This window comes from Planctobacterium marinum, assembly GCF_036322805.1.
In the GTDB taxonomy this organism is placed as follows: domain Bacteria; phylum Pseudomonadota; class Gammaproteobacteria; order Enterobacterales; family Alteromonadaceae; genus Planctobacterium; species Planctobacterium marinum_A.
Window position 1 is genome coordinate 2,091,295 of sequence record NZ_AP027272.1, and the last position, 25,750, is coordinate 2,117,044.

Genomic DNA, 25,750 nt, shown 5'->3' on the forward strand with positions numbered 1-25,750 from the left:
CTAAATTCTGTCACGTACTAATTTATCGAGATTGAAACAATCCCGACGGCTTTGCTGATGGCTCAATGGTTCACTGCCTTTGGTTTTTTGCTTGTCTTTAAACCACAGAGAGCCTGCGGCCTGTTGCGATGAACAGTTCAAAAAGCCGTCGGAGCAGGAGTCTAGCCAGTTTTGCGTGACCTCAAGAGCGACCTGGTTTTGATAACCCGCACAATAGCTGTCGCCGTCCCAAATCGCAGAGTCAACGTCGCTGCCCACAACTGATTCAAATATGGTAGGTAAGGCAGGGCGGCCTGAGGTACCGGAGAGATAATTGTCGTTATAGAACGCCATCCAGCTTTCTTGTTGCTGACGCACGGCGTCTGATTGGTAACCTAACAACCAACCTAAAGTCGATTCAAAAACATTACCGTTCATAACCGCATCGGCCAGCGGTGTACCACCACTTGAAGGTGCAAGGGCGATAACTCGACTGGTTTTAGCGATAATGTCTGGATAACGGCTGTCCCATGTAGGATTACTTAAAATCCAACGCATTACGTTACCGCCGTTTGAGTGAGTGACCACCTTAAGGTCAGAGATTTGATTCTGGCTGATGAATTGACTCAGCTCACCAGCAAGACAGCCGGCAGCGGCATTGTCCCACATGTATTTGTCAAAATTGCAGTTAATCACCAGTACCAGTGATGGATTACTCAGTCCTTGTTTGACAGAGTTTACAAAATCACCAGTCCAATAATCGTTATAGGCATCCGATGGATTACCGGTGCCATGTACTAAGGCGAGGCCAGTATTGGCCGAGGCAGAAGTGCTAATACCAAAAAGTAGCAGCAAGGCTAAAATGTAGGGTCGTTTCATTTGTTATGTTCCTGTTTTGTTTTTATAGGATCAGTAGCCAACTCAGCGTCACAGAAAAAATGCGCTCTGGTATAAGCTCTGACCAGTGCAGGTTATAGAGGGTTAAAAAATGAACTTCAAGGATTTATAAGTGCATATTGTGAATCGATCTAAAGGTAAATATATTGACCTTATTTTGGTTATATTATTTCCATTCAACAATTAAGGGTCTGTGAAAAGCAGGGAATAGACATCAGACTTCTACAACTCTGATGAGCTACTTTTTGGTCAAAATGTCATCCCGTTGCAATAGCCGCTGTTGTAGAGTGAAGAGGCAAACACTCTAAAACACAAAGCTTCCGGGACACATTATTATGAAAGTAGCAGATCGCATCCCCAGGAATGGGAAAACCAACTATACCCATGAAATGGCGAAAAAACGCCGGGATTTTCTAACTGAGAAAACAGGGGAGGCTCTGGAACATACGGGACAATTTAGTATTGATCCGGCATGTTTACCCGGCAATATCGAAAATTTCATTGGTGTGGTACAGATGCCGCTTGGCGTTGCCGGGCCAATCACTATCAATGGCGAGCACGCACAAGGTGATTTTTATATACCGCTTGCGACAACCGAAGGCACGCTGGTTGCCAGTTACAGTCGCGGTATGCGGGTAATTAGTGAATCTGGTGGTTGTAAAACCACGGTGGTAGAACAGTATATGCAACGCGCCCCGGCATTCATCTTTAATGATGCACAAGAGGCAAGGGCCTTTGGGGATTGGGTCAAAGCAAACTTTGACACCATCAGAGAGGTTGCAGAGTCTACTACCAGTATTGGAAAGTTGGTGAATATTCAGCAGTGGTCAGTAGCCAAGATGCGTTATTTGCGTTTTAACTACACAACAGGTGATGCTGCCGGACAAAACATGGTAGGCAAGGCAACACTTGCCGCATGTGAATGGATTATTGCCAACTATCAAACACCAACCCGTTATTTGTTGTCGGGAAACATGGATACTGACAAGAAGCACAGTCATTTGAATATGTTGGGCTCCAGGGGTAAGCGGGTGATTGCAGAAGTTGTCATCAAACGAGATATATTGATGCGTTACATGCACACTGATACCGTTGCTATGGCCCGAGCCTGCGTTATGGCCAATACCGGGGCCATGATGGCCGGTGCTGCCTATAATGGTCCTCATTCTGCTAATGGCATTGCTTCGCTATTTATCGCCACAGGTCAAGATGAGGCCAACGTGGTTGAGTCTCATGCGGGCATTCTTTCTCATGAGCTATTGGACAATGGCGACCTTTATCTTGCGGTTACTTTGCCATCACTAATCTGCGCCACCTACGGCGGTGGAACAGGGTTGCCAACCCAAAAAGAATGTCTGAATTTGCTGGGCTGTTACGGCAAAGGCAAAGCCAATAAATTTGCTGAGATAGTGGCCGCAACGGTGCTGGCAGGTGACATCTCCTTGGGCTGTGCGGTGATAGCGGGTGACTGGGTAACCAGTCACGACAAGTATGGCCGAAATCGCGATTAATTAGGTGTTTCAGGTGCTTCAAACTCAACCGCGAGAGGCACCTGACATACATCCAATACTGCGGGTGGTTTTTCGAAGAAGAATGCGTGATTACGGTTTTTACGAGCCTGTAGTTTTTGTTCAAACACACCCCCTTCAGTTTTTTCAACGCGAATACCAGGCCTGTGTTTTTCGGGTAATTCACTGGCTAAATACGTTGCCAGAATTTTCGTGGGTTGCTGCTGGTTTGGGAATAAACCGTTTTCTCCAGTAACACCACGTTTAGTGCGTTGTACTACATCCATACCATAAACTACCCGGCCAAAGATGGTCATGATGCGATCCAGGTATCTAGGGGCTTGACCAATAGTTATATAAAAATCACTGGTGGCAGAGTGGGGATCGTTGCCTCTTGCCATGGCCACTACTCCGGGGCAGTGAGTTAGCCAATATTCTGATTTTTCTTGATTGAGGGCGATAGCGAAACCCTTGCTAAATGCCGTAAATGGGGCAAACAAGTCATTACTCTGGACAAGGGTATAGTCTGAATTTTTGCTGCTTAACGCTTCAAGTTGCAGTGGTGCCAAGGTCAGGTTTTGCTTGCCTCCCGGGCCTGCCTGAGCCACGAAGCCGTCAATCACTCGATAAAACTCCGTTCCCTGATACTGTTTACTGCGGCTTAATTGAATTATCCGCTCCACATGCTTTGGCGCAAACTCAGGGGCTAGTTCGACATAAACCTTGCCTTCGCCTGTCTCGATAATAAATAGTTTATCATCTGCAATGTCTCTGAATTCTTGAGCAAAAGCGCTACCTGAAAAAAGTAGAAAGCAGCTCAAAAATAGTAACAATGTAGTTTTTATTGTTGTCATTAAATACTCCATCGAAGCAAAAATAGCGAAGCAATCCGAAGCTTCAGGCAAAAATAAGTAACTTAACTATACTATGTACTGAACAACTAAGTCATTCAGCTGAGGTTGGTATTATGCTTAACACGACTCCCACCTTAAAAGATTTATTTTCTCAATTGGGGCTGGACTCCAGTGACGAAGGAATGGACTACTTTATCTACCAAAACAATGGTTTGCCGGAAGAAGTACATATCGAGGATGCAGAATTCTGGACGGACTCCCAAAGGGCTTTTATCAAGTCCGAATTGGAAGACGATGCTGAGTGGTGTGAGCTGATTGATCAACTCAACGCCATGTTGCACTGACCAACCAAAAAACGGCGGTTAATGGCGTCTGTCTTGTTAACCGTACTGTTCAACGAATACACAAGGTAGGAAATCTGCACGGGGTGTAGTCTTATCGCTCAGGCGAGTAATCAAGGGTATTCGATGACAACGGTCCAGGGCCACCAATATTTTGACCGAAGATGGTGTTTGAAGGCGCTCGGGAGTCTTTCGCTTTCGGCTAGCGTGCCTTTTTCTTTTGCTAATCAATCCACCGATTTTGCTATGCTCATGGGGAATATTCCCTCCACAGGAGAATCTATGCCGGCTATTGGTATGGGCACCTGGATCACGTTTAATGTGGGTGGCAGCGTGGCACTGAGAAACGCCCGGACAGAAGTATTACGCGCTTTTTTTGAAGCGGGTGGCACATTCATCGATTCTTCACCTATGTATGGCTCATCAGAGGAAGTAATTGGCTATGCACTGGGTAAAACCGGGTCTGAACAAACCTTTACCGCAACTAAGACTTGGACGGGCTCAACCACAGAAGCCAGGCAACAGCTGTCAGATTCACAGCGTTTATGGGGTAGAAACCAGTTTGACTTGCTTCAGGTGCATAACCTGGTGGGGTGGCGGGAGCATCTGCCTTGGTTTAAAGAGTTAAAACATGCGGGGATTATTCGTTATGTTGGTGTCACCACCTCTCATGGTCGTCGTCATGATGAAATCGAACAGATTTTAAAAACACAATCGTTGGATTTTGTTCAGCTCACCTACAATCTCATTGATACAGACGCACAGCGGCGTTTAATTCCTCTTGCTCGTGATAAAGGGATCGCGGTGATTTGCAACAGGCCGTTTCGGGGTGGGGGTCTGACAAAGCACACTGAAAGGAAAAAGGTACCCAACTGGGCTGACGAGCTACAGTGCCAAACCTGGCCGCAACTCATGCTTAAATTCATCATCTCCATGCCTGGTGTGACGGTTGCCATCCCTGCCACCAGTCAAGTGGCCCACATGAAGGAAAACATGCAGGCTATGTATGGTGTTTTGCCGGATGAAAAGCAAAGAAATGAAATAAGACAAGCCTTTAGTAATCTTTAGGGGCTTGGATAAGATGCAGACCTTGTTGAGTTATTCATTGCAGGATTTTTTACTATTTTCCAAAGACACTTGGTTGGTACTTTACAGTGAATATCTTACTGTCTGGTGGTGGCTATCGCCACTGGTTAGCATTTGTATCGCCATTAATATACTTTGGCAAAGCGCCAGAAGAACCGGGTACTGGATGATACTATTAACGCATCTGCTCATCCTGTTTTCTTGTCTGTGCTATTACCATCTTTTCTATCGGCAGATAAATAGTTATGCCGATGTTTTATCTGTCCTTGTTGTAATACAAATATGTCTGGTATCGGTGTTAGCTGGTATGAAGCTGCTTGCCGGGTTTCCACAAGACGAGCCATTCGAAAGGGGATTATTTCATGGCTATGGCGTTGATGCTTGGCATAAAAGATTACTTTATTTAGGGGCTGTTCTACTCGTCTTTCTGAGTATTGAGCTGTACTTTTTTGAGCAGAGTAAGGTTGTGATGCTACCGGGGACTCACCCGCTTATTAGTTTATTGGTACTTTTGTACCTCGCTAAACATCAGCAGCAATTTCCTGCCATCTATTACATCGTGCCGATTATCTTGCTGGTTATGGAAATTCTCACGCTTTATGTGCTCGAACTGTCTTTTTGGTGGGGTTACTTAATGGCCATGTTATTTGCATTTTTGTTTCCAGGCCGCGCCCGGTGAAAGGCCCTCATGCGTCTGGCTCTTGGGTGGCTTCGTAACTCTCTGACCAGCTCACGGCATCTTGATATATACCGGGCAATGCTTTTTCCTCTATTTGTACTACGTTGGCGAATTTTTGGGTGTTATACCAGCTGCCACTTTCATAGGCTTTAATCAATTGCATGATGTGGAACAGGGGATTTTTATAGCCGAGCAGGGCCTCTTTTATGTCATCCTGCAGAGGTAATGTCATTACAATGTCTTCCATGGATTTATTGAGGATGATGTCTATTAGTGAGAATAGTCCCAATAAAAAACCCGCATCGTTACTACCTGCTTTGGTACGTGACACGATAACCTCGCACATTCTGGCGCGAATTATCGACATTCGCACAAGCTCGGCAGGCTTTTGTTCTGCCAGGTGGGCTGTGGCAATTAATGCAATGAATTTGCGTGCTTCAGCTTCACCTAAATAAATAAGGGCCTGTTTGATGGAGCCAACTTTTTCTTGCAGTTGAAATAAACTGGAATTAATAAATTTCAGTAGTTTATAAGTGAGTGCCATATCTAGCGCAAATTGCTCAGTGAGCCTGTCAAAGCTGAATTGAGGTCGCAGAATCTCAGCTAAAATGGCAACTACCACAGCATAATTGGCGCCAATGTCTTTAGCATTCATCATCTCGGGTTTACAAAAAAAGTAGCCCTGAAAGAATTCAAACCCCATCGCCCGGCACTGCTCAAACTCTTGTTCAGTTTCTACTTTTTCAGCTAAAAATTTGAGGTGCTTGTGAGATTTTAAAATTGTGAGTTGTTGTTGTATCTCGTCGCAACTAAGTTCTGTTAAGTCAAACTTGATCAAGCGCACATATTGAAAATAGTCGTCCCACTGCGAATTATAAGTAAAATCGTCGAGGGCCAGTTTGTAGCCTTTTTCAGCGAGTTCCTTGCAGGCAGCCAGCAATTCTTCGCTGGGTTTGGCATCTTCCAATATTTCAATGATGATATCTTTTGGTGAGACCAGCGCTGGTAGCCGATTCAAAATGCCATCTTTACAAAAGTTAATCAGGGCTTTCTTGCCCGAAGTTATATGGGAGAAACCAATATTTAAGTGATGGTTCAGGATCAAGCGAGAGGTAGCCGTATTGGATTCGACATTGGCAGGATACACATTGGCACTTCCTTCCCTAAACAGCAGCTCATAAGCTACGGTTTGTTTCTTGTTGTTGAGTACCGCCTGTCGGGCTACATAAATGTCCATTCGTATACTAATTTATTGATTTATCTACGGATATTATCTGACATATCGAAAAATTTTAACCTGAAATTCAATCTCTTAAGTTCAAGCGATTAAATAAACAGCAAACTGAACTGAAAAAAACTATCAACAGCATACTTAAATGTGGCACAGAACACTCCGTTAAACCAGTTTTCATGGTCTGGTTAGACGTTGTAGTACAACTGAGCACACATTTTAGTGATTTTTGTTGTGAGAAGCAGAACAAATGGCTGTAAATCAAACAAAAATAGGGACTTGCACTAGCCCCGTTCCCCGGCTTTCGTGTAGAATTCCGCCTTCATCATTTTCCTTAAAATTTTTAGCGTTCGGGGAGTATATGGATCTCGAAGCCATAGTGAATAAAGCGCAGGAAGAAATTGCGTCTTGTAATAGCGTTAATGCGCTAGACGAAATCCGTGTTAACTACATGGGTAAAAAGGGCGAATTAACCGCACTATTGAAAGGTCTGGGCAAAGTTGCACCAGAAGAACGTCCTGCCATGGGACAACGCATCAATGAAGCAAAGCAACAGGTTCAGCAAGCCATTCATGCTCGCGGCGAAGCGCTTAAAGAGGCAGAACTAAATGCCAAGCTGGCCAATGAGTCCATTGATGTCACCTTGCCAGGTAAGAAAACGGATCTCGGTGGTTTACACCCGGTGACTCGCACCATCAAGCGTATTGAACGATTTTTTGGTGATTTGGGTTTTGAAGTTAAATCCGGACCTGAAGTGGAAGACGGTTTTCACAATTTTGATGCCTTAAATATCCCGGCTCATCATCCTGCTCGTGCAGATCACGATACCTTTTATTTTAATCCGGACGTTATGTTGCGTACGCAAACTTCAGGCGTACAAATCAGAACGATGGAAGTAGAGCAGCCGCCACTACGCATAATTTCTCCCGGGCGTGTGTATCGAAACGATTACGATCAAACTCACACCCCGATGTTCCACCAGGTCGAAGGCTTGATGGTGGACAAAAATGTTAATTTTGCTGAGTTAAAGGGCATTTTGCACGATTTCTTGCGTAACTTTTTTGAGCAAGATCTACAGGTTCGTTTCAGACCCTCTTATTTTCCATTTACTGAGCCTTCGGCTGAAGTTGATGTGATGGGAGAAAACGGCAAATGGTTGGAAGTATTGGGCTGCGGAATGGTACACCCCAATGTATTAAAAGCCGTCAATATTGATCCGGAAGAGTACACCGGCTTTGCATTTGGTATGGGGGTTGAAAGGCTTACCATGTTGCGCTATGGCGTAACCGATTTGCGCGCGTTCTTCGAGAACGACTTACGCTTCCTGAAACAATTTAAGTAATAAGTGTCAGTATGAAATTCAGTGAAAAATGGTTAAGAGACTGGGTAAACCCAGCTATATCGACAGACGAATTGGTTGCGCAAATCACTATGGCAGGCCTGGAGGTCGACGGTGTTGATCCGGTGGCGGGTGAGTTTAGCGGTGTTGTCGTCGGTGAAGTGGTTGAATGTGGGCAACATCCGGATGCCGATAAGTTGCGCGTTACAAAAGTAAATGTTGGTGCTGAAGAGTTATTGGATATCGTTTGTGGTGCTCCCAATTGTCGTCAAGGCATCAAAGTGGCCGTTGCTACCGTCGGCGCTGTGCTTCCGGGCAACTTCAAGATTAAGAAAGCAAAATTACGCGGTCAGCCATCCCACGGTATGTTGTGTTCTTTTTCCGAACTACAGATTTCTGAAGATCACGATGGCATTATCGAATTGCCAGTGGACGCACCTATAGGACAGGATATTCGCGAGTATCTGAATCTAAATGATGTCGCTATTGAAGTTGACTTAACGCCGAATCGCTCAGATTGCTTAGGTATTCGTGGTCTTGCTCGTGAAGTCGGAGTGTTAAACAATACGGATGTTTGCGAAGTTGAAGCGGCACCGGTTGCCCCTGTTATTGATGATAGTCGTACTATTACCCTGGAAGCGCCGGAGGCATGTCCGCGTTACCTGGGCAGAGTTATTAAGGGCATCAACTTAGATGCACAGTCGCCACTATGGCTGACAGAACGTCTTCGTCGCAGCGGTATTCGGGCAATTGATCCGGTAGTAGACGTCACCAACTATGTTTTACTAGAGCTAGGTCACCCAATGCACGCTTTTGATTTGGCAAAACTGGACGGTGGTATTAAAGTGCGCTTCGCACAGCAAGACGAAAAGCTCACCTTGTTAGATGGTAACGAAGTGGCATTGCAGAGTAATACCTTGGTTATAGCTGATGACAACAAACCGTTGGCAATGGCAGGTATTTTTGGGGGCCTTGATTCTGGTGTATCTGAAGGTTCAAAAGACATCTTCTTGGAAAGTGCCTTTTTTGCACCACTGGCGATTGCGGGTAAAGCGCGCCAGTATGGATTGCACACCGATGCTTCTCATCGTTATGAGCGCGGTGTTGATCCGCAGTTGCAAAAAACAGCAATGGAACGCGCTACTCAGTTGTTACTCGATATCGTCGGCGGCGAAGCTGGCCCTGTTGTTGAGGCCGTCTCGGAAGCCTATATTCCTGCGGCTAAGAACGTGACGTTACGCCAATCCAGATTGAAGCGTGTTCTGGGTATCGACATTGCATCAGAGCAGGTCTCAGAGTTACTGAAGCGTTCAGGTTTTACTACCAGCTTTGAAGGTGAAACATGGCACTGTGTCGTTCCTGCCTACCGCTTTGATGTCGCTATTGAAGAAGATTTGATTGAAGAAGTTGCCCGCATTTATGGTTATAACAACATTCCCAATGTTGCGCCGGTTGCGTCTCTTGCCATGCCACAGCACCAGGAAAGCGAACTTGATCTGAACCTGTTTAAAGATGTGTTAGTAAGCAACGATTATCAGGAAGCGATAACCTATTCGTTTGTTGATCCAAAAGCGCAAGCGCTGTTATTTGCAGATGCAGAGGACATGGTGTTACCGCATCCAATTTCTGCTGATATGTCGGCGATGCGCTTGAGTCTGATACCGGGACTGTTGAAAGCGGTAAGTTACAACCAAAACCGTCAGCAGAGTCGCATTCGTTTGTTCGAAACCGGTTTGAGATTTGTTCCTGATGAAAGCTTCAAAGTGGGTGTGCGCCAGGAAAATATGATTGCGGGTGTCATCGCAGGAGATAAAGCACCAGAATATTGGGCTGAAAATAGTCAGAAAGTCGACTTTTTCGATATTAAGGGTGATGTAGAACGATTATTGGCACTAACCGGTAAAGCTGGCGAATATACCTTTAAAAAGGCACAGCACAGTGCCATGCACCCCGGTCAGACGGCCGCGATTTATTGCGCTGAAGAGCTTGTTGGCTATGTTGGTGCAATACATCCTAAGTTCGAAAAACCGTTGGCGTTAAACGGCAGAACGTTTGTTTTTGAATTGCAATTAACGCATCTGTTAGAAGCAAAGTTGCCAAAAGCACAACCATTATCGCGTTTTCCTGCTAACCGTCGTGACATTGCAATCATCGTGGATGAGCAAATAAATGCATCAGATGTCTTGCAAGTCATTGAAAAATTTGGCACAAATCAATTGGTTGGCCTAAACTTGTTTGACGTGTACCGCGGTGACAACATCGGAGAGGGCAAAAAGAGTCTCGCATTGTCTCTGACACTGCAAGATGTTGAGCGTACACTCGAAGAAAGTGAAATCCAAAACATTGTTAATGGTGTGGTAGAAAAACTCACTGAAGAATTTAGTGCATCCTTGAGGGAATAATCTATGGCTCTGACCAAAGCAGATATGGCAGAACACCTGTTTGAAAAATTGGGTCTCAATAAACGAGATGCCAAAGATCTGGTGGAGCATTTCTTTGAAGAAATGCGAGAAGCGCTGGAAGCAGGTGAGCAAGTTAAATTATCGGGTTTCGGTAACTTTGACTTACGGGAAAAGAATGAAAGACCTGGTCGTAATCCCAAAACCGGTGAAGACATTCCCATTAAAGCCCGTCGCGTTGTCACATTCAGACCTGGTCAGAAGCTGAAAAGCAGGGTGGAAGGCTCTAAACCAACTGATTTATAAGGATAAAAATAGACACTTAAAAAAGCCTCTTATGAGGCTTTTTTTGTGTTCATTTGAATCGATTAAAATACTTAAGGATAAGTAGTCAAATATGTTTATCAAATTAGATAATTCTTCCGTGAAAGTTGCTGAGCAGATATACCGGGTGTTTCAAAACGCTTACAAAGTCGAAGCCGGGATTATTGGTGTATCAGATTTTCCGCCTTTAAAGCGCACTATTGAGCACATCACGATGTCTGATACTTGCTTCACCGGCTTTTTAGAAAATGACATTTTAGCAGCAGTTGTAGAAACCCAATTGGCAAATGAAGTCCTGCACATTCACAGCTTAACGGTGGCAGCAGAATTTTTCGGTCGGGGTATTGGTAAAAGACTAATGCATTATGTGCTCCAACAGGAAGGATATGAAAGGGCCCATGTTGAAACCGCGCTGCTTAATGTGCCTGCCATTAATTTGTATAAAAAGTTGGGGTTTGCCGAAATAAAACGTTGGATACCCTCTCATGGCATCGAAAAAATTGCGTTTCACAAAACCATGGAAAACTGTAAATAATGTATGTTAATAAAAGTTTCCTTTTGATCTCAGGGCGAGCAATGCTCGTAAATTTCACTTGGAGGTAAAAAATGATAAAAATCGGTACCAGTGCCTGCGTGTTAGGTGAAAAAGTAAGGTTCGACGGTGGTCACAAGCGTTCGTCTTTTGTGGCCAGCCACATCTCAGAATATTATCAACTTGTGCCATTTTGTCCTGAAGTGGGTATTGGCATGTCTGTGCCTAGACCCGCTATACAGCTGCGGGAAATTAACGATGAGATTCGCCTCGTTGACTCTAAAACGGGTAGTTCGGATTACAGCGATAAAATGGCCAATTACTTCGAACGGCAACAGTGTTCATTGGAACCTCTGGATGGGTATATTCTGGCTGGTAAATCACCCAGTTGCGGTATGGAGCGCATTAAGATCCACAATGAAGAAGGTCGACTCTTACATCGCGACGGACGCGGTATGTTTGCTGAAGCGCTTATAAGAAATTTCCCCGACCTGCCTGTTGAAGAAGACGGGCGTTTGAACGATAAAGGCATCAGAGAGAGTTTCTTCACGCGAGTAGAAGCCTATGCACTGTTCAGAAAGCTAGTGATGGAAGATATTCAGGCCTCATCCTTGATTGAATTCCACACCCGTTATAAATATTTAATACTGGCCTACAATCCGAAAATCTATTATGAACTTGGACCTACAGTAGCACAATGCGCTAATGACATTGAACAGGCGGTGAGTAATTATCGCAGTAAGATGATGTTGGCTTTGTCGAAGCCAACAACGCGCAAGAAGCACACCAATGTATTAATGCACCTTCAGGGCTTTTTCAAAAATGACCTTGACAGTAAATACAAAAAAGAGCTGTCAGATGAGATTGACAAGTACCACAGTGGTTATGTGCCACTATTGGCACCTTTAACTCTGATCAATCATTACTTGCGAGAATTTCCCAATGAGTTCTTGCAAAAGCAGGCTTACCTCAAACCCTTCCCCTTGGAGCTGGGGTTACACGCTTAAGCTACGCGGTAGTTACATTTCAATGCACGGCCCGAGACTTATTCACGGGCTTTTTTTTGTCACTGCTATCATAATGATACTGCCATTTACCCTAAACGTTTTCGATGCCAGATTCATTACAGTTATATTCAATTTCTCCAGCAATCAAAAAATGGCTATCTCTTTCAAGCGCATTTTACATTATTGTTGTACTGAATTTTTTTGAGCCCTTTGCCATTAAATTACAGGGATTCAATCCGGTCTATCACCTTACTTTAAGCACTTATGGCCTGGTCACAGGCGCAGTAACCTGGATGTTATTGAGCTTTGTTTTTCCTTTCTGTTGGCGTCACTTGGGGCAAAAGGTGTTTGGCTGTCAGGTTTTTTGGTGGGGGATGCTGGTGCTACTACTAAGTATCAGCAATTGGGCTTATAGCTTATTGTTTCACTATACACTTAGTGGTTGGCAAAACATGTATGTCCCTTTGCGCGGTTTTTTTGAATTAATGCCACAGTTTTTTGTCATGTTTGCTGCTTGGGGAGTGCTGAGTTGGGGAAACGTTATTCTGCTTCAGCGACACAAGCCTATTCAACCACCTGAAAAGAGCACACAATTCCTGAGTTTATATTCCGAAAACCAGTCAGATAGATTCAGAATCGAAGCAAAGGCTATTATCTGCTTCCAAACTTGCGACAATTACCTGCAGCTTTATTATCTAAATGAATCCGGTTCGCTAAGTAAAAGATTGATCCGTTCAAGTATGAAGAAAATGGTAGCGCAGCTCGCGTTGTACAATGTAGAATTTTTCCGCTGTCATCAGTCTTACCTTGTGAATCCTGACTATATAAAAGGCGTGCATAAAAGCCCACAGCAGGCAACATTGGAAGTCGCCTGGTTGGACTTTCCGGTTTTGCTTTCCAGAAAAAATATGAAAGCCAGTTTAGCCATGCTGGCGCAATCCACCGAATCACCCTAAATTAGGTCACAATCTCCCACAAGCCTTCAACTGCCTGAAATTAAATGAGAAAAAGATCTCTGTTAACTGCGTTCAACAGAGGAGAAGGTAATAAATGCGGTTTTTATTTTTTGTACTATTTGTAGTGGGGTTTTCATCTTTTGTAGATTCGAGCCCAGACTATGCAAATGAACAAACAAAAAACATCATTGAAAAAATGCTTGAAGCCCATGGTGGTTACAATAACTGGGAGAGTAAAAACATCATTCAGTTTGACGCGATAATGCATAACAATTATCACGGTAAGAATGAACTGGCCTGGTGGGCTGCTACAGAAACCATTGATAAAAGAACATTACAGGTTCATCAGAATTGGTTTCTGGATAAAGCCAGTCTTGGCTTTGATGGCGAGCAGGTATGGTCAGTCAACTGGCGAAAAGCCAACCCACCGACAGCAATGCTTTATTTTTTCTATTACTTTATTAATCTTCCGTTTTTGACTCAGCAGGATTCAGTGCAGTTGTCTGAGGCGACCGAATTTCAATGGCCAGGCCATGGTGGCAAAAGCTACCATGAGATCAAGATGACATTCAGCGAAAAGCCGGTGATTGGTAAAAGTGCTATAGACTATTTTGTATTGTACATAGATAAGCGAACTTATCGCCTTGTCGGCTATCAATATGCCATTGGTAATCGCGCATTTCTGGACGCCTTAGGTCAGCCTGCGGAGCGCAAACTGTTTGGGCCTTTGTGGCGAATTATCACTTCATATCAAACGGTCGATGGCATTGTGTTTCCTGCGACGTTTCGCACCATGCCTGAGCCTGACGAGCGCATAGTGGGTAACCATATAATTCGAAACATCCGGTTTATTGAGGACGTGGCAAGTGGTTTTTGGGAAATACCGGGAGCCGCGATTATAGACCCACCATCCAGGCGTTAAATCATAATCGTGTCTCGTCCTAAAATACGTTGACGTTTTATGCAGGCCGGTAGATTTTATCTATCGGCCTTTTTCGTAATGCACCTGGTTAGGTGTTTTCATTCCCAAACTCAAGTGCGGCCTCATCTCATTGTAGATGTATATCGATTCATCCACGAGTTGCTTTAATTCCCGCCTATTCTTGCACTGATGCAACAAGAACTCCTGCTTTAGTATGCCATTGATTCTTTCTGCTAAGGCATTCTGATAGCAATCATAACCATCGGTCATAGATGGAGTAATGTTGTGATTTCTCAGGACAGCCTGATATTCCTCAGAGCAATATTGCACTCCTCGGTCTGAGTGATGAATCATTGGATGGTTATAGTACTTATGCTTGATACTCATATTGAGTGCCTTAACCACATCTGTTGCTTTCATTTCATCGCTGAGTTCATACCCCATTATCTTTCGGGAATATGCATCCGTTGTTAATGATAAATAGTGCGTACCCGCATCTGACTTCACGTAGGTAATATCACTCACAAGCACATCCTCAGCCTGTTGAGGTTGATAGTCCTTCAGTAGATTCGGGTGCTTTTTCATCCAGTGACGGCTGTCGGTTGTTTTTGTGTAACTACGTTTGGGTTTAACCAACATGCCTTCTGCGCGTAAATAATCAAACAGTCCATCACGCCCCAACTTAATGCCAAGTTTATCAAGCTCTGGTTTCATCAGTTGGTAGAGCTTTCGAGTCCCAATCCGCGGCATGTACTGGCGCCAATACAGCACCATGTCCTTAACCGGCATTAGCCTCTGCTGCTTATCGTTAAACCGCTTAACCCACTGATAAAGCCCTTGAGGTGTAAATCCGAATAGGCGACAACAACGAGCTAGCTTTCTTCGTTTTTCAACTTTTCCCGCCCAGAGAGCTTGTCGTAGTACTTTTTTCTGTAGTTACTCCCACACTCGTTATCAACACGGGTTACTACCTCTTCCAGAGCATCAATTTTGAGTTCAGCATCAGCTAATGCGCGTTCTAAACGCTTAATCTTTTGGGCGGGTGTTTCGTTGGATTGAGACATAAGTGAATGCATCAAAGGCTCAGACCAATCCAGCTTACCATGCTTTCGTAGCCAGACGAGAACTGTACTTCGGCCTTGAATGCCAAAGTGCTTTTGAGCTTGTTTGTAGGTGAAGTCGCCTTTTTCGACTTGCGCTACAACGGCCAATTTAAAGCCTAAGGTGTAATCACGTTGAGTTCGTTTAACGCGTTGTTTATCTGGGTTTCTCATAATAAGTCCTAAATGTGTAAACACATTTCAGGACGGGACATCGGCATAAATAAAAAAGGCAGTGTCGGTACACTGCCTTTTGCTCGTATTTTTTGAGCTTAGCGAGGCAAGGTAGAGCCCGGGTGCTCGTTATCCAGTTTCTCATTCCAGAATGCTTTTACAGAGAAACCTGATTTTTCTGCCTTAGCTTTTTTAGGAGCTGCAGTCTTAGGTGCTTTTTCAGCTGCTGGCTTGGCTTCAGCTTTTTTGGCTTTCTTAGGTGCTTCAGCTTCTTTAGGTGCTGCCGCTTTGTTTCCTGCCAGCTCATCCGCCATTTCGTCTAATTGTGCCAGGCGCATGTTTTTGCCGCCATCTACACTATACCAACCGCCTTTAGCTTCAATTTCTGGCGCTTTGCCGTTTGCTGCTGTGTAGGCTTCTGTGAACTTAGCAATTACCTGATCTTTATCCAATTTACTCATATTAATCTTAACTATTTTGTTTTTAATATTTGAATGCGAAAATACAGCCAGTTGTTATACAGGGTTTTAGCAATAAAGTCTAATTTTCGTACTGGATTAGCTATTTTTTACTGCATTTATCGAGGAATTACATGAAAAATACGGCACTTTTGGCCTGGCTAGATGAGCAATTGAAGCCACAATTAATCAAAGATTATTGCCCCAATGGATTGCAGGTACAAGGCAAGTCAGATATCAAAAAAATAGTCACTGGCGTGACAGCCAGTCAGGCACTCATTGATGCCGCTATTGCGCAAAAGGCAGATGCTATTTTGGTGCATCACGGCTTTTTTTGGAAAAATGAAAATCCCGTCATTGTGGGCATGAAGCATCGACGCATTAAGGCTCTACTGCAACATGATATTAACTTGTTTGCTTATCACCTTCCTTTAGATGTACATCCAGTATTTGGCAATAACGCCATGCTCGGAAAGTTATTGGGAGTGACTGACATTAAGCCCGTAGAGGGAATAAAGCCGGAAGGTGTGGTTATGCGTGGAATCAATTCTGGTAAAGGAGATCTCGAGCAGTTCGCCGCCAATTTAGCATCAGTATTACAACGTAAACCATTGGTGATCGGGGAAGGCGACAAAACCATTGAGCGAGTCGCCTGGTGCACTGGTGGCGGTCAAAGCTTTATTGAACAGGCGGCAGACCAAGGCGCAGATTTGTTTATTTCCGGAGAAGTGTCTGAACAAACTACGCATATTGCCAGAGAAATGGACATTGCTTATATTGCTGCCGGGCACCACGCAACTGAGCGCTATGGCGCCATGTATCTTGGCCAGCAGATAGCAAAAGAGTTGCCTCTAGAGGTGGAGTTTATCGATATACCCAATCCAGTTTAGTGGGCTATTTTTTGCCATAGCTGGCCGATGTACTCGTAGACGGCTCGCTCGGTTTTGTGTAAGTAATGGGCATCAGGCAAATATTGATAAGACAGTAGCGGGCCTTCATCACGGTATAAGTGAGCTGTTGGCGCAGGTATCGGGGTCAGTCCCTGTTGCTGAAAATAGAGCAGTGCCCTGGGCATGTGACTGGCCTCAGTAACCAGGGCAAATTGCTTATCCTTGAGAATAGGTGTCAGCACTTGAGCTTCTTCTCTGGTATCTTTTGGGGTGGAGTAGGTGAGTATTCGATAGTCTGGCACACCCAGCGCCAGTGCTAATTCTTTATTCGTTTCAGCGTTACTCAAAGGTTGGTTGCCACCGAAACCTGTAAAAACCAGTTTGGTATTGGGGTGGCTTTGAAATATTCGCACACCCTCTACAACCCGATATAGACTGCAGCTGTCTACTTGAGAGGTTATGGGAACCCGTCGGTCGTTGACATGACCACAGCCCAATACAACGATATAATCCAGTACTTTCGCGTTGTCAAACTGAACAATATTGGCCTCAATGGCTCTTGCTGAAAAATTAGCAAAAGGTGGTGTAGTGACTGCGATAAAAAAGAGGATCGCGATACTTTGCACCCCGATTGCCGTACGTTTTTTGCCACGCAAGAATAAAAACAAGGTTATCAATAGTAAAATCAATATTAGCGGCAATGGTTGCAACAAGGCACCAAGCCATTTTTTAATTGTAAAGCTCAACATAAGTTAGTGTCTGAAATGTCCGATAAAAAAACACAAAGTTCCAATTCGCCATCGTCACAGGATATCAGTTTTGACAATATTGCGAATAAGTTTGATAAGAATATATATGGTACCACCAAAGGACGCTTGAGACATGAAATGCTAATGCACAATCTGGCTTTCCTGTGGCCAGTGCTGAATGAAAATGCCTGCGTATTAGATGCCGGGGGCGGTACGGGAGAGTTTACCAAAGAATTGTTGGCCAAAGGCTATCAGGTGTTGTTGAATGATATTTCTATGGACACCCTCGAAATTGCAGAACAAAAGCTCGCTGACTATGATGGTTTGAGCTTACATCACGGCGCCATTCAAGATATTCCAGCCCATTCGCAGTTTGATTTGGTTACCTGCCATGCCGTATTTGAATGGCTGGATAACCCTCAGGCAGTTTTATCTCATCTGTTTGAGCTTTTAAAACCGGGCGCCTATCTGTCGTTGAGTTTCTTCAATCAGGATGCCAATCTGTTCGGTAACGTTTTATACGGCAACTTTCAATTGATCAACAATGGCATGAAGCAAAAAAATCGGTTGCGACTGGCCAACCATACCCCCCTCAAACCTAAAACCGTATTGAACTGGTTGGAAGAATTGCCGTGTGAGGTGCTGAAAAAGTCTGGTATACGTTGTTTTCATGATTACCTGAAAGACAAACAACAACAATCCGACAATTACCAAGACATTAAGCAACTCGAACTGCAATATAGCGACCAGGAGCCCTATCTCTGGCTAGGCAAATATTTTCATATTGTGATAAGAAAGAACTAAAAAGTGCTTGCATGATAGCCCGTAATTTCTTCTAATCCAAAAGATGTTACGCCAGCCATATGTCTGTATCTTTAGACATTATCTGCGTGTATCAGAAGAGGTGCGTTGGCCAGATAGCTCAGCAGGAATAGTTTGCATATTGGGTATTTGTTGCAAGCAAATACTAGCTGTTAGAGTGACGGGGACCAATGCCGAGGATCCGATTTATGCAAACAATGTCGGGTTCGGTTACTTGAGGTGAAACTCTGTAACTGTCACTCCACAATGGAGTGTTGGGCTTCTGGTATTGAGACGTGTTGAAGCAATGCGTTCCTGCCAGTGTGAAATTTTCTAATCGCTTACTCGGAAATAAATTGATATGACAGGACTGATAGTCGCGAAGTTTGGCGGCACCAGTGTTGCCGATTATGACGCAATGTCTCGCTGTGCCAGTATTGTAGCCAGCAACCCGGAAACTAAAATCGTCGTGGTGAGTGCCTCGTCAGGTGTCACTAATTATCTTGTACGCCTTGCCAAGGGCAACTTACCAACAAACGAAAGGGATGCCATATTAGCGCACATTGCTGATATTGAGTTTTCCATACTGAAAAAAATGGGCCATAAGCCAGAAATGGCACAGGCACTTGAGCATCTATTGAACGAGTTGTCTGCTTGCGCTAGAGACGCAGAATTGGCATCGTCATTAGCGTTACAGGATGAACTGCTGTCTTTTGGTGAGCGCATGTCTTCGCTACTTTTCTCCGAAATACTCAGAGAGCAGGGCACACATGCCATAAACTTCGATGTGCGTCAGGTCATTAAAACCGATGCCAGTCACAGTAAAGCCACACCAGATATTGCCCTGATTAAACATCAGGCTGAGACCCTGCTAATGCCAGAATTGGCCCATAGCGTGATTGTGACGCAAGGTTTTATTGGTGCCAGTGATAACGGCAAAACAACAACATTAGGACGAGGCGGCAGTGACTACAGCGCCGCATTGTTAGCGGAATCAGTCAAAGCCGAGGCACTGCAAATATGGACGGACGTAAACGGCATTTACACCACGGATCCTCGTTTAACAGCAAAGGCGCGTCCCATTAATGAGATCAGTTTTGATGAAGCCGCGGAAATGGCCACCTTTGGTGCCAAAATTCTGCATCCGGCAACTCTGGTGCCTGCAATGCGTGCCAGTGTAAGGGTGTTTGTTGGGTCAAGCAGACAGCCGGAGGCTGGTGGTACCTGGGTTGCATGGAAAACTGAACATAAACCCGCATACCGCGCTATAGCTCTGAGAAAAGAGCAAGTTTTACTAACTCTCAAAAGTCCGGATATGTTGCACGCAACGGGCTTTTTGGCAGATGTCTTCACGATTTTAGCGCGTCATAAAATCAGTGTTGATTTGATCACGACTTCAGAAATTAGTGTGGCACTTACCTTGGATGAACCCACTAACGGTAATAGCAGAAAAATCACTGAAACTTTACTGGACGAGCTTAAAGCGGTTGGTGAGGTAACTGTTGAAGAAAATTTATCGTTAATCGCAGTAATAGGTAATCATTTACAAGCAACCCGCGGGGTGGGGGGGAACGTACTTTCGGCTTTAGAAAAATATAATCTGCGCATGATCTGCCACGGTGCCAGTGCCCATAACTTGTGCTTTTTGGTGCAAAGCGAAGACGCGCCCGGTATCGTAGAGCATCTGCACAGTTGTCTGTTTGACTAGTGCTTTTGCCTATAACTGAACAATATTGTCCGGTTGTAACTTTCCTTGAGGGTAATTAATGAGATTGTTCAGCGTTGTTTGAGCAATCTCTTTTAAAGCCTCTTGGGTGAAAAAACCCTGATGACCAGTGATCACCACATTGGGAAAGGTTAATAATCGCTGAAACACATCATCTTGAATAATTTCACAGGATAAATCCTGGAAGAAGAGCTCCGACTCCATCTCGTACACATCCAACGCCAGACCACCAATCTTTTTGGTTTTCAGGGCGGCAATAATTGCTTTCGTATCCACCAGTCCACCACGAGAGGTATTAATTAACACTGCACTGTCTTTCATTTTGGCAATGGACTCTTGGTTGATGAGGTGCTGTGTTTCTGTCGTTAACGGACAGTGCAGACTAATGATATCGGAATGTGTAAAAAGCGTATCTAACTCAACATACTCAACGTTTTGTTGCTGTAATGTGGAGCAAGGGTAAGGGTCATAACATAACACATTGCAACCAAATCCCTGGCAAATGCGAATGACAGCTTTACCGATTTTACCTGTGCCGATAACCCCTACGGTTTTACCATGTAAATTAAAGCCCATTAAGCCCTGTAAAGTGAAATTGTTTTCTTTGACGCGATTGTATGCTTTGTGAATCTTCCTATTCAGACTCAACAGGAGTGCGAAAGTATGTTCCGCCACAGATTCTGGAGAATAAGCTGGTACTCGAGTTACGGTAATACCCAATTTCTTGGCAGCGTGAAGTTCTACGTTGTTAAAACCAGCACAGCGCAGACTGGCATGGCTTACATTATACGTCTTAAGCTGTCGTAATACCTCAGCATCAAGCGTATCATTAACAAAACAATTTACGGCATCGTAACCTTCAGCAAGTGACACGGTTTTTTTGTTTAAAGTGGTATCAAAAAACGTGAATTGTACATCAGTACCGCTGGCCTCCTGACAAAGAAAGCTTTTGTCATATTCCTTGGCACTGAATACCGCTACTTTCATATCTATTTCTGTTCCTTTAGCTCAGGCGTTAATGGCCGCTTCTATGTCTGATTTGATGGCTTCGGGTTTGGTATTGGGGCCATAACGCTTAATGGGTTGCCCATTTTTATTGATTAAAAATTTAGTAAAGTTCCATTTAATGCTTTTGCTGCCCATCAAACCGGGAGCCTCCGTTTTGAGATAATCAAATACCGGTGCTGCGTTTTTGCCATTCACTTCAAGCTTTTGGAAAAGTGGAAATTTCACGCCGAAGTTGAGGGTGCAAAACTGTTCGATTTCGTCATCGCTGCCGGGCTCCTGATGACCAAACTGGTCACAAGGAAATGCCAGTACTTCAAACTGTTCTCGGTCGTATTCATCATACAATGCCTGGAGACCGTCGTATTGCGGAGTGAAGCCACATTTACTGGCCGTGTTCACCACGAGAAGGACTTTTCCTTTGTACTGCTCAAGATTTACCTCTTCACCTTTGTTGTTTTTCACTGAAAACTGATAAATGTTATCCGACACGATTTGCCCCTTATTTTTGTCTGCGTGGTAAAGCATAGAACGTTTGCAGGTAGAATGCAGTCAAAATATTTCCGCTTGAATTTCCTGCCGCCTGTAACGCAGAATGCGTCCATATTATTAAAATGCAATGTCAGAGATATGAAAATGAAAAAAATCGCGTTCCTCGGTTTAGGTGTTATGGGCTATCCCATGGCAGGACACCTAGCAAACTCAGGCTTTGATGTCACCGTGTACAATCGCACAACGGCCAAAGCTGAGACATGGTGTCAAACCTATTCTGGTAAACTGGCACTGACTCCCGCAGAGGCGGTGGTTGAAGCCGATGTGGTCTGTATTTGTGTGGGTAACGATAAAGACCTGAGAGAGGTTTGTCTGGGGCTCAGGGTGTTATAGAAGGCATCACAGAGAATGCCATCGTCATAGACCACACCACAACGTCAGCAGAGGTAGCCGCTGAGGTATCGCAAGCTCTGGCAGAAAAATCGGTGGCGTTTTTGGATGCTCCCGTATCAGGGGGGCAGGCTGGCGCTGAAAATGGTAAGTTAACCGTCATGCTTGGTGGTAATGAGGAAGTCTATCAGACGGTAACTGAGGTTCTGGATGCCTATTCTCAATATCATCGCTTGTTGGGAGACGTCGGTGCCGGACAAAAAGCCAAGATGATGAATCAAATCTGTATTGCCGGAGTGGTACAAGGTTTAGCTGAAGCGTTGTCATTTGGTCAAAAAGCCGGACTTGATTGTGAAGCTGTGGTGGATGTCATCTCTCGTGGAGCAGCACAATCATGGCAGATGGAAAATCGCCATAAAACCATGCTTAAGGACCAGTATGATTTTGGGTTTGCTATCGACTGGATGCGTAAGGACCTGGGGATTGCTTTACAGGAAGCTTCGAACAACGGGGCGAGTTTGCCATTAACGGCTTTGGTGGATCAATTTTATGCAGATGTTCAAAATAAAGGAGGCGGCCGCTGGGATACGTCTGCCTTGCTAACCCGATTTAAGTCATAAATGCAAAGACTTGAGAACCGGTTACCTCGTAACCGGTTCGTATTGCCACTGATGACCTTCGTATTTTATCTTCGCGCGAGGATACTCTCGCTCCGCTTTCCATGAGCGATTGTTAAGCTTTACTACCACGCCGGGGTAGATTTTATTTTTCGCTTCAAGACCAATTACGCCAACATAATCGTCTTTCGCTTTTTTGATATCGATGATTTTTTGCTGCAGCCAATCAAGCGTGCGCTTTTCATTGTTGAACAGATGAATTGCTTCATTAACTTTATCTGCCAGTGCTCTTGGGATCTTTTTACTTTTTATAAAGTTAATTTTGCTCTCGTGAGACTTGTTGTTTTGTTGCAATTGCACCCATAGTTCATCCAGCTGGTCTTTTTTCTCCATCAACTGGTTAAAACCACCGCTGAAATCAACCGACAGAGAACTACCCGAAACTGCACCTAATGTGCCGGCACTGATTTTTCCGTAACATTCTATGCGACAGGCAAAAAGGTTACCGTTGGGGTTGTGTAGAGGCCCTGCTGTTACCGTGCCTCGACAGTTAATTTTACTGTAGGCTAATTGTCTCCCAACAGTTACATTACCATTACAGCGTATGTCCAGTCCTTGCCCATGAGCCACGTGAACACTACCTCCAGCCTCCAGGATGGTACTGTATTCGTCGGACGACTCGTGGTGCTTACCAGTGGCACCTTCAGTGATGATGATATCGCCACCTGCTTGCACAAAAGCGGATTCACAAAAGCCGTTGATAGTGATATCACCGGTGGCAACAATTTGCATTTTTTCCGTAACATCACCATTGACCAATACCGCGCCATCGTAGTTAACGTTACCTGTACCCACATTTACGCCTTTGCATATAAAGGTATCGTCAACCCACATGCGTTCCTGCTTAAACTTGGGCATGCCGTTTATTTCGGCAATCAACAGATTCTCATCATCTGGGCTAATCTCCGTGCCAGATCCGGGTTTAAAACTCACCCAACTACCCGCGGTTGGATCTAGTGGCGTACCGGTTACAGTATAGCCTTTTCTACCATCAGTCGGCGGTACGCGACGAGCGACACCGGTGCCTGCCTTAACACAAATAATATCGCCAAGGTCGCGCATGTCGACGCGGCCTTCTTTCTCCTTCGGGCGAAGAATGCGCTCCAGTGCGTTGTCAACTAAGGGTTTGATCCTTGAGTTTTTACCATTTTTGGCGGGCAAACCTTTGGCTACTACTTCATCAAGCACAGTACCGGGCTCTGCGTTGCGCGCATTGTCCACCATTTCTACCAATTTCTTTTTCCCCAAACCTCGCACTATGCCGAGTTTTTGGGCTTGTTTCATTAGTGCTTTTACTGAGGCTTGTTTACCTGCAAATGCGGCGGTAATCACCAGGTTGGCGCGCATTTCATCTTCCGAAAGGCGAAAGTTAACCTGCGCATCTCTGCGCTCACCAATGCGTTCAGTGATGGGATCCGATGAGTCAATGCGCTCTGAGTTCTTATAGGTGCCGACAGCTGAAGCAATGGCTTCTTCAAAAATGAAGAACTTGCCGTATTCACTCTTTTTGACAAAGGCCATGATCGCCTTTTCTTCCAGACGTCCCTCAATTTCCGAAGGCATGATCATCAGATCCAGGTATTCGTCGGTAGGGTCGATCTCTAAGTAAATTCCATTCATCTGTTGTACCGCTAATCGTTTATAATAATTGTATGTGACTTCAGATTCATCGCTAGAGGTATTGCGTCATCGGATGCGCTTACCTTCTTTAACCATATAAAATGATACCGAAGTAATCAGTTCGCTCTAATTGCTATCGGCATCATTATCTAAAACTCAAGATTACAGCTGTTGGGCATAGCGATACAAGTCTTTTAGTATGCTTATGTGGCCGGGATTATTACTATTGGAGGCCAGTAATTGCTCCACTTCCCACATGTACTTTTCCAGAGTCAGGCTGGCTGGGGATTGTGGGTCGGTTAAGCGGAAATGTCTATGCCTTTGCCACTTTTCCAGTTCCTGAGCCGTGAAGGTATTAGGGTAGTTTCGTCCTCGATATCTGAAAAGTAGTGTGTTCAAACGAGGATCTTCAAACTTGTTATTGAATGAATCGAGAGAGGCGGGGTCAGCATCTTGAATTTGCGCACAAACCTGCTGATCTGCGTTGGATAAAAAACCGCCAGAATAAAGGGCGTGATCGGCATCTAATTCTTGTTGTTCACTGGTTTCGTAAAGTGCAGATAGTTTTTGTTCAAGTCCCGTTTGTTGTTGCAACCATTTTAAGTTTTTCAGGCATTGTTCACGGTCGATGTTGAGTCTTTCCGCGTTTTCCTGCGAGAGGGTTTTTGCTGGAGCCACTACAGGGCATTTATTCAGGTGTACAAGCTTAACAGGTAATCGCTGCTCGTTTGGAGCCATATCTTCGCTACGTTGGTAAAGCTTCCGCTGCAACTCTTCGACAGACAAATCCAATAAGGGCTCGACAGGCAAGTTCAGGTTAATGCAAATAATGGCGTTTTTGTTGCTGGGGTGGGGGCAAAGTGGTGCTATCCAGGTGCAACAGCCATTTTCAGATGGCAATTTAGAGGAAATGTGCACCAACGGACTCTTGGTAGCCATATTGAACTGCTCTGCCACTTTATTTTTAAGTCGAAGAGAAAACAGGTAGTCGTATAACCTGGGTTGCTGCTGTTTAATTAATTTCGCCATAGCGATAGTGGCATACACATCTGACAGAGCGTCGTGGGCATCGAGGTGTTCTATCTCATTGGCTTGGGACAGTCGTTCTAACTTGAAACTGGGTTTGCCGTCGTCATTGTGTACCCAGTTAATGCCTTCAGGGCGAAGCGCATAACAAGCGCGCACCATGTCAATAATATCCCAACGACTGTTGCCATTTTGCCATTCGCGGGCGTAAGGGTTAATGAAGTTTCTATAGAGTGAAAAGCGCGTCAGTTCATCGTCAAAACGAATATTGTTGTAACCCGCTACACAGGTACCGGGTTGACTCATTTGTTCATTGATCTGACGCATGAACTGCGCTTCTATCATGCCGTCGCGCAGTGATTTTTGCGGGGTTATCCCGGTAATTAGACAAGCCTGAGGATGGGGTAGATAATCGTTGGGGATCTGACACATCCAATTGATCGATTCGCCGATAGGATTCAAATCCAAATCTGTACGTACGGCTGCAAATTGGTTGGGATGATCTTTTTGGGGTTGGGCGCCCCAGCTCTCGTAATCATGCCACAAAATCGAAGGTTGGAAAGTATACTGATTAGCAGCGCTCAATTT

General features: G+C 44.6%; 24 protein-coding genes, 1 pseudogene and 1 riboswitch. Of the genes and pseudogenes, 15 read left to right on the top strand and 10 right to left on the bottom strand.

The window, feature by feature from the left end; translation table 11 throughout:
• On the bottom strand, nucleotides 1-858 hold the full coding sequence (locus AABA75_RS09385; protein WP_338292347.1) for a hypothetical protein: 858 nt from the start codon (nucleotides 856-858) through the stop codon (nucleotides 1-3).
• Nucleotides 859-1,211: 353 nt separating this feature from the next.
• Here AABA75_RS09385 and AABA75_RS09390 point away from each other — a divergent pair, with 353 nt between their 5' ends.
• Entirely contained in the window at nucleotides 1,212-2,387 is a 1,176-nt protein-coding gene (locus AABA75_RS09390) for a hydroxymethylglutaryl-CoA reductase (protein ID WP_338292348.1), read from the top strand.
• On the opposite strand, the gene AABA75_RS09395 is transcribed toward AABA75_RS09390, so the two are convergent.
• Nucleotides 2,384-3,238, bottom strand: coding sequence for a peptidylprolyl isomerase (locus tag AABA75_RS09395; RefSeq protein ID WP_338292349.1), 855 nt, complete (start codon nucleotides 3,236-3,238; stop codon nucleotides 2,384-2,386). The genes AABA75_RS09390 and AABA75_RS09395 overlap by 4 nt on opposite strands.
• Nucleotides 3,239-3,351: 113 nt before the next feature.
• Between AABA75_RS09395 and AABA75_RS09400 the strand changes: the two genes are divergently transcribed.
• The 3 genes from AABA75_RS09400 (at nucleotide 3,352) to AABA75_RS09410 (ending at nucleotide 5,344) form a co-directional block, all read left to right on the top strand.
• Complete coding sequence (locus AABA75_RS09400) at nucleotides 3,352-3,582, top strand: DUF2789 family protein (RefSeq protein WP_338292350.1); 231 nt, start codon at nucleotides 3,352-3,354, stop codon at nucleotides 3,580-3,582.
• A 279-nt stretch (nucleotides 3,583-3,861) separates the two neighbouring features.
• Entirely contained in the window at nucleotides 3,862-4,647 is a 786-nt protein-coding gene (locus AABA75_RS09405; protein ID WP_338292351.1) for an aldo/keto reductase, read from the top strand.
• A 13-nt stretch (nucleotides 4,648-4,660) separates the two neighbouring features.
• Complete coding sequence (locus AABA75_RS09410; RefSeq protein WP_338292352.1) at nucleotides 4,661-5,344, top strand: hypothetical protein; 684 nt, start codon at nucleotides 4,661-4,663, stop codon at nucleotides 5,342-5,344.
• A gap of 7 nt (nucleotides 5,345-5,351) precedes the next feature.
• Here AABA75_RS09410 and AABA75_RS09415 read toward each other — a convergent pair whose 3' ends face one another.
• Nucleotides 5,352-6,581 (bottom strand): EAL and HDOD domain-containing protein, encoded by a 1,230-nt coding sequence (locus AABA75_RS09415; protein ID WP_338292353.1) that lies wholly within the window; start codon nucleotides 6,579-6,581, stop codon nucleotides 5,352-5,354.
• A gap of 355 nt (nucleotides 6,582-6,936) precedes the next feature.
• Here AABA75_RS09415 and pheS point away from each other — a divergent pair, with 355 nt between their 5' ends.
• From pheS to AABA75_RS09450, 7 genes are all read left to right on the top strand, one after another.
• The gene (gene pheS, locus AABA75_RS09420; RefSeq protein WP_338292354.1) at nucleotides 6,937-7,917 is read left to right on the top strand and encodes a phenylalanine--tRNA ligase subunit alpha; all 981 of its coding nucleotides are present in this window, start codon (nucleotides 6,937-6,939) and stop codon (nucleotides 7,915-7,917) included.
• Nucleotides 7,918-7,928: 11 nt separating this feature from the next.
• On the top strand, nucleotides 7,929-10,316 hold the full coding sequence (gene pheT, locus AABA75_RS09425) for a phenylalanine--tRNA ligase subunit beta (RefSeq protein ID WP_338292355.1): 2,388 nt from the start codon (nucleotides 7,929-7,931) through the stop codon (nucleotides 10,314-10,316).
• A 3-nt stretch (nucleotides 10,317-10,319) separates the two neighbouring features.
• The gene (gene ihfA, locus AABA75_RS09430) at nucleotides 10,320-10,619 is read left to right on the top strand and encodes an integration host factor subunit alpha (RefSeq protein ID WP_338292356.1); all 300 of its coding nucleotides are present in this window, start codon (nucleotides 10,320-10,322) and stop codon (nucleotides 10,617-10,619) included.
• Nucleotides 10,620-10,710: 91 nt separating this feature from the next.
• Nucleotides 10,711-11,172 (top strand): GNAT family N-acetyltransferase, encoded by a 462-nt coding sequence (locus AABA75_RS09435; protein WP_338292357.1) that lies wholly within the window; start codon nucleotides 10,711-10,713, stop codon nucleotides 11,170-11,172.
• A 71-nt stretch (nucleotides 11,173-11,243) separates the two neighbouring features.
• Entirely contained in the window at nucleotides 11,244-12,176 is a 933-nt protein-coding gene (locus AABA75_RS09440) for a YbgA family protein (RefSeq protein ID WP_338292358.1), read from the top strand.
• A gap of 104 nt (nucleotides 12,177-12,280) precedes the next feature.
• A complete protein-coding gene (locus tag AABA75_RS09445) occupies nucleotides 12,281-13,132 on the top strand; it encodes a LytTR family DNA-binding domain-containing protein (protein ID WP_338292359.1) in 852 nt (283 codons plus the stop codon).
• Nucleotides 13,133-13,226: 94 nt separating this feature from the next.
• Nucleotides 13,227-14,054 carry a hypothetical protein gene (locus AABA75_RS09450; RefSeq protein WP_338292360.1) on the top strand — a complete coding sequence of 276 codons (828 nt, stop codon included), beginning with the start codon at nucleotides 13,227-13,229 and terminating at the stop codon, nucleotides 14,052-14,054.
• A gap of 60 nt (nucleotides 14,055-14,114) precedes the next feature.
• Here AABA75_RS09450 and AABA75_RS09455 read toward each other — a convergent pair.
• Together AABA75_RS09455 and AABA75_RS09460 are read right to left on the bottom strand one after the other, a co-directional pair.
• Nucleotides 14,115-15,328 (bottom strand): IS3 family transposase gene (locus tag AABA75_RS09455; protein ID WP_338292361.1). Its coding sequence is split into 2 segments (ribosomal slippage): nucleotides 14,115-14,992 and nucleotides 14,992-15,328, totalling 1,215 coding nucleotides; the frame shifts between segments, so codons are not numbered across the junction.
• Between the two features lie 98 nt (nucleotides 15,329-15,426).
• Nucleotides 15,427-15,789: a hypothetical protein gene (locus AABA75_RS09460; protein WP_338292362.1), complete on the bottom strand. Its 363-nt coding sequence runs from the start codon at nucleotides 15,787-15,789 to the stop codon at nucleotides 15,427-15,429.
• A gap of 131 nt (nucleotides 15,790-15,920) precedes the next feature.
• Between AABA75_RS09460 and AABA75_RS09465 the strand changes: the two genes are divergently transcribed.
• A complete protein-coding gene (locus AABA75_RS09465; protein WP_338292363.1) occupies nucleotides 15,921-16,676 on the top strand; it encodes a Nif3-like dinuclear metal center hexameric protein in 756 nt (251 codons plus the stop codon).
• Here AABA75_RS09465 and elyC read toward each other — a convergent pair.
• Complete coding sequence (elyC, locus tag AABA75_RS09470; RefSeq protein ID WP_338292364.1) at nucleotides 16,673-17,425, bottom strand: envelope biogenesis factor ElyC; 753 nt, start codon at nucleotides 17,423-17,425, stop codon at nucleotides 16,673-16,675. The two genes, AABA75_RS09465 and elyC, sit on opposite strands and share 4 nt — an antisense overlap.
• 15 nt (nucleotides 17,426-17,440) lie before the next feature.
• Here elyC and AABA75_RS09475 point away from each other — a divergent pair, with 15 nt between their 5' ends.
• Together AABA75_RS09475 and lysC are read left to right on the top strand one after the other, a co-directional pair.
• On the top strand, nucleotides 17,441-18,229 hold the full coding sequence (locus AABA75_RS09475; protein ID WP_338292365.1) for a methyltransferase domain-containing protein: 789 nt from the start codon (nucleotides 17,441-17,443) through the stop codon (nucleotides 18,227-18,229).
• Nucleotides 18,230-18,316: 87 nt separating this feature from the next.
• A riboswitch (Lysine riboswitch) is annotated at nucleotides 18,317-18,517 on the top strand.
• A gap of 70 nt (nucleotides 18,518-18,587) precedes the next feature.
• Nucleotides 18,588-19,934, top strand: a complete 1,347-nt coding sequence (gene lysC / locus AABA75_RS09480) for a lysine-sensitive aspartokinase 3 (RefSeq protein WP_338292366.1) — start codon at nucleotides 18,588-18,590, stop codon at nucleotides 19,932-19,934.
• 9 nt (nucleotides 19,935-19,943) lie between these two features.
• Here the strand turns inward: lysC and AABA75_RS09485 are convergent, their stop codons facing one another.
• On the bottom strand, nucleotides 19,944-20,939 hold the full coding sequence (locus AABA75_RS09485; protein ID WP_338292367.1) for a 2-hydroxyacid dehydrogenase: 996 nt from the start codon (nucleotides 20,937-20,939) through the stop codon (nucleotides 19,944-19,946).
• 21 nt (nucleotides 20,940-20,960) lie between these two features.
• A complete protein-coding gene (locus tag AABA75_RS09490; protein WP_338292368.1) occupies nucleotides 20,961-21,449 on the bottom strand; it encodes a glutathione peroxidase in 489 nt (162 codons plus the stop codon).
• A gap of 144 nt (nucleotides 21,450-21,593) precedes the next feature.
• Between AABA75_RS09490 and AABA75_RS09495 the strand changes: the two are divergent.
• Nucleotides 21,594-22,459 (top strand): annotated as a pseudogene (locus tag AABA75_RS09495) (NAD(P)-dependent oxidoreductase).
• A gap of 21 nt (nucleotides 22,460-22,480) precedes the next feature.
• Here the strand turns inward: AABA75_RS09495 and AABA75_RS09500 are convergent.
• Together AABA75_RS09500 and sbcB are read right to left on the bottom strand one after the other, a co-directional pair.
• Complete coding sequence (locus AABA75_RS09500; RefSeq protein WP_338292369.1) at nucleotides 22,481-24,136, bottom strand: DUF342 domain-containing protein; 1,656 nt, start codon at nucleotides 24,134-24,136, stop codon at nucleotides 22,481-22,483.
• A 162-nt stretch (nucleotides 24,137-24,298) separates the two neighbouring features.
• Nucleotides 24,299-25,747: an exodeoxyribonuclease I gene (gene sbcB, locus AABA75_RS09505; RefSeq protein WP_338292370.1), complete on the bottom strand. Its 1,449-nt coding sequence runs from the start codon at nucleotides 25,745-25,747 to the stop codon at nucleotides 24,299-24,301.
• Nucleotides 25,748-25,750 lie beyond the last annotated feature (3 nt).

What these genes read in the sequence shown, in the direction of transcription:
- AABA75_RS09445 (WP_338292359.1), top strand. Translation starts at nt 12,281, where the DNA reads ATGCCAGATTCATTACAGTTATATTCAATTTCTCCAGCAATCAAAAAA.
- AABA75_RS09500 (WP_338292369.1), bottom strand. Translation starts at nt 24,136, where the DNA reads ATGAATGGAATTTACTTAGAGATCGACCCTACCGACGAATACCTGGAT.
- AABA75_RS09475 (WP_338292365.1), top strand. Translation starts at nt 17,441, where the DNA reads ATGTCCGATAAAAAAACACAAAGTTCCAATTCGCCATCGTCACAGGAT.
- ihfA (WP_338292356.1), top strand. Translation starts at nt 10,320, where the DNA reads ATGGCTCTGACCAAAGCAGATATGGCAGAACACCTGTTTGAAAAATTG.
- AABA75_RS09405 (WP_338292351.1), top strand. Translation starts at nt 3,862, where the DNA reads ATGCCGGCTATTGGTATGGGCACCTGGATCACGTTTAATGTGGGTGGC.
- elyC (WP_338292364.1), bottom strand. Translation starts at nt 17,425, where the DNA reads ATGTTGAGCTTTACAATTAAAAAATGGCTTGGTGCCTTGTTGCAACCA.
- pheS (WP_338292354.1), top strand. Translation starts at nt 6,937, where the DNA reads ATGGATCTCGAAGCCATAGTGAATAAAGCGCAGGAAGAAATTGCGTCT.
- AABA75_RS09450 (WP_338292360.1), top strand. Translation starts at nt 13,227, where the DNA reads ATGCGGTTTTTATTTTTTGTACTATTTGTAGTGGGGTTTTCATCTTTT.
- AABA75_RS09415 (WP_338292353.1), bottom strand. Translation starts at nt 6,581, where the DNA reads ATGGACATTTATGTAGCCCGACAGGCGGTACTCAACAACAAGAAACAA.
- AABA75_RS09395 (WP_338292349.1), bottom strand. Translation starts at nt 3,238, where the DNA reads ATGACAACAATAAAAACTACATTGTTACTATTTTTGAGCTGCTTTCTA.
- pheT (WP_338292355.1), top strand. Translation starts at nt 7,929, where the DNA reads ATGAAATTCAGTGAAAAATGGTTAAGAGACTGGGTAAACCCAGCTATA.
- lysC (WP_338292366.1), top strand. Translation starts at nt 18,588, where the DNA reads ATGACAGGACTGATAGTCGCGAAGTTTGGCGGCACCAGTGTTGCCGAT.
- AABA75_RS09435 (WP_338292357.1), top strand. Translation starts at nt 10,711, where the DNA reads ATGTTTATCAAATTAGATAATTCTTCCGTGAAAGTTGCTGAGCAGATA.
- AABA75_RS09390 (WP_338292348.1), top strand. Translation starts at nt 1,212, where the DNA reads ATGAAAGTAGCAGATCGCATCCCCAGGAATGGGAAAACCAACTATACC.
- AABA75_RS09485 (WP_338292367.1), bottom strand. Translation starts at nt 20,939, where the DNA reads ATGAAAGTAGCGGTATTCAGTGCCAAGGAATATGACAAAAGCTTTCTT.
- AABA75_RS09385 (WP_338292347.1), bottom strand. Translation starts at nt 858, where the DNA reads ATGAAACGACCCTACATTTTAGCCTTGCTGCTACTTTTTGGTATTAGC.
- AABA75_RS09440 (WP_338292358.1), top strand. Translation starts at nt 11,244, where the DNA reads ATGATAAAAATCGGTACCAGTGCCTGCGTGTTAGGTGAAAAAGTAAGG.
- AABA75_RS09460 (WP_338292362.1), bottom strand. Translation starts at nt 15,789, where the DNA reads ATGAGTAAATTGGATAAAGATCAGGTAATTGCTAAGTTCACAGAAGCC.
- AABA75_RS09410 (WP_338292352.1), top strand. Translation starts at nt 4,661, where the DNA reads ATGCAGACCTTGTTGAGTTATTCATTGCAGGATTTTTTACTATTTTCC.
- AABA75_RS09465 (WP_338292363.1), top strand. Translation starts at nt 15,921, where the DNA reads ATGAAAAATACGGCACTTTTGGCCTGGCTAGATGAGCAATTGAAGCCA.
- AABA75_RS09400 (WP_338292350.1), top strand. Translation starts at nt 3,352, where the DNA reads ATGCTTAACACGACTCCCACCTTAAAAGATTTATTTTCTCAATTGGGG.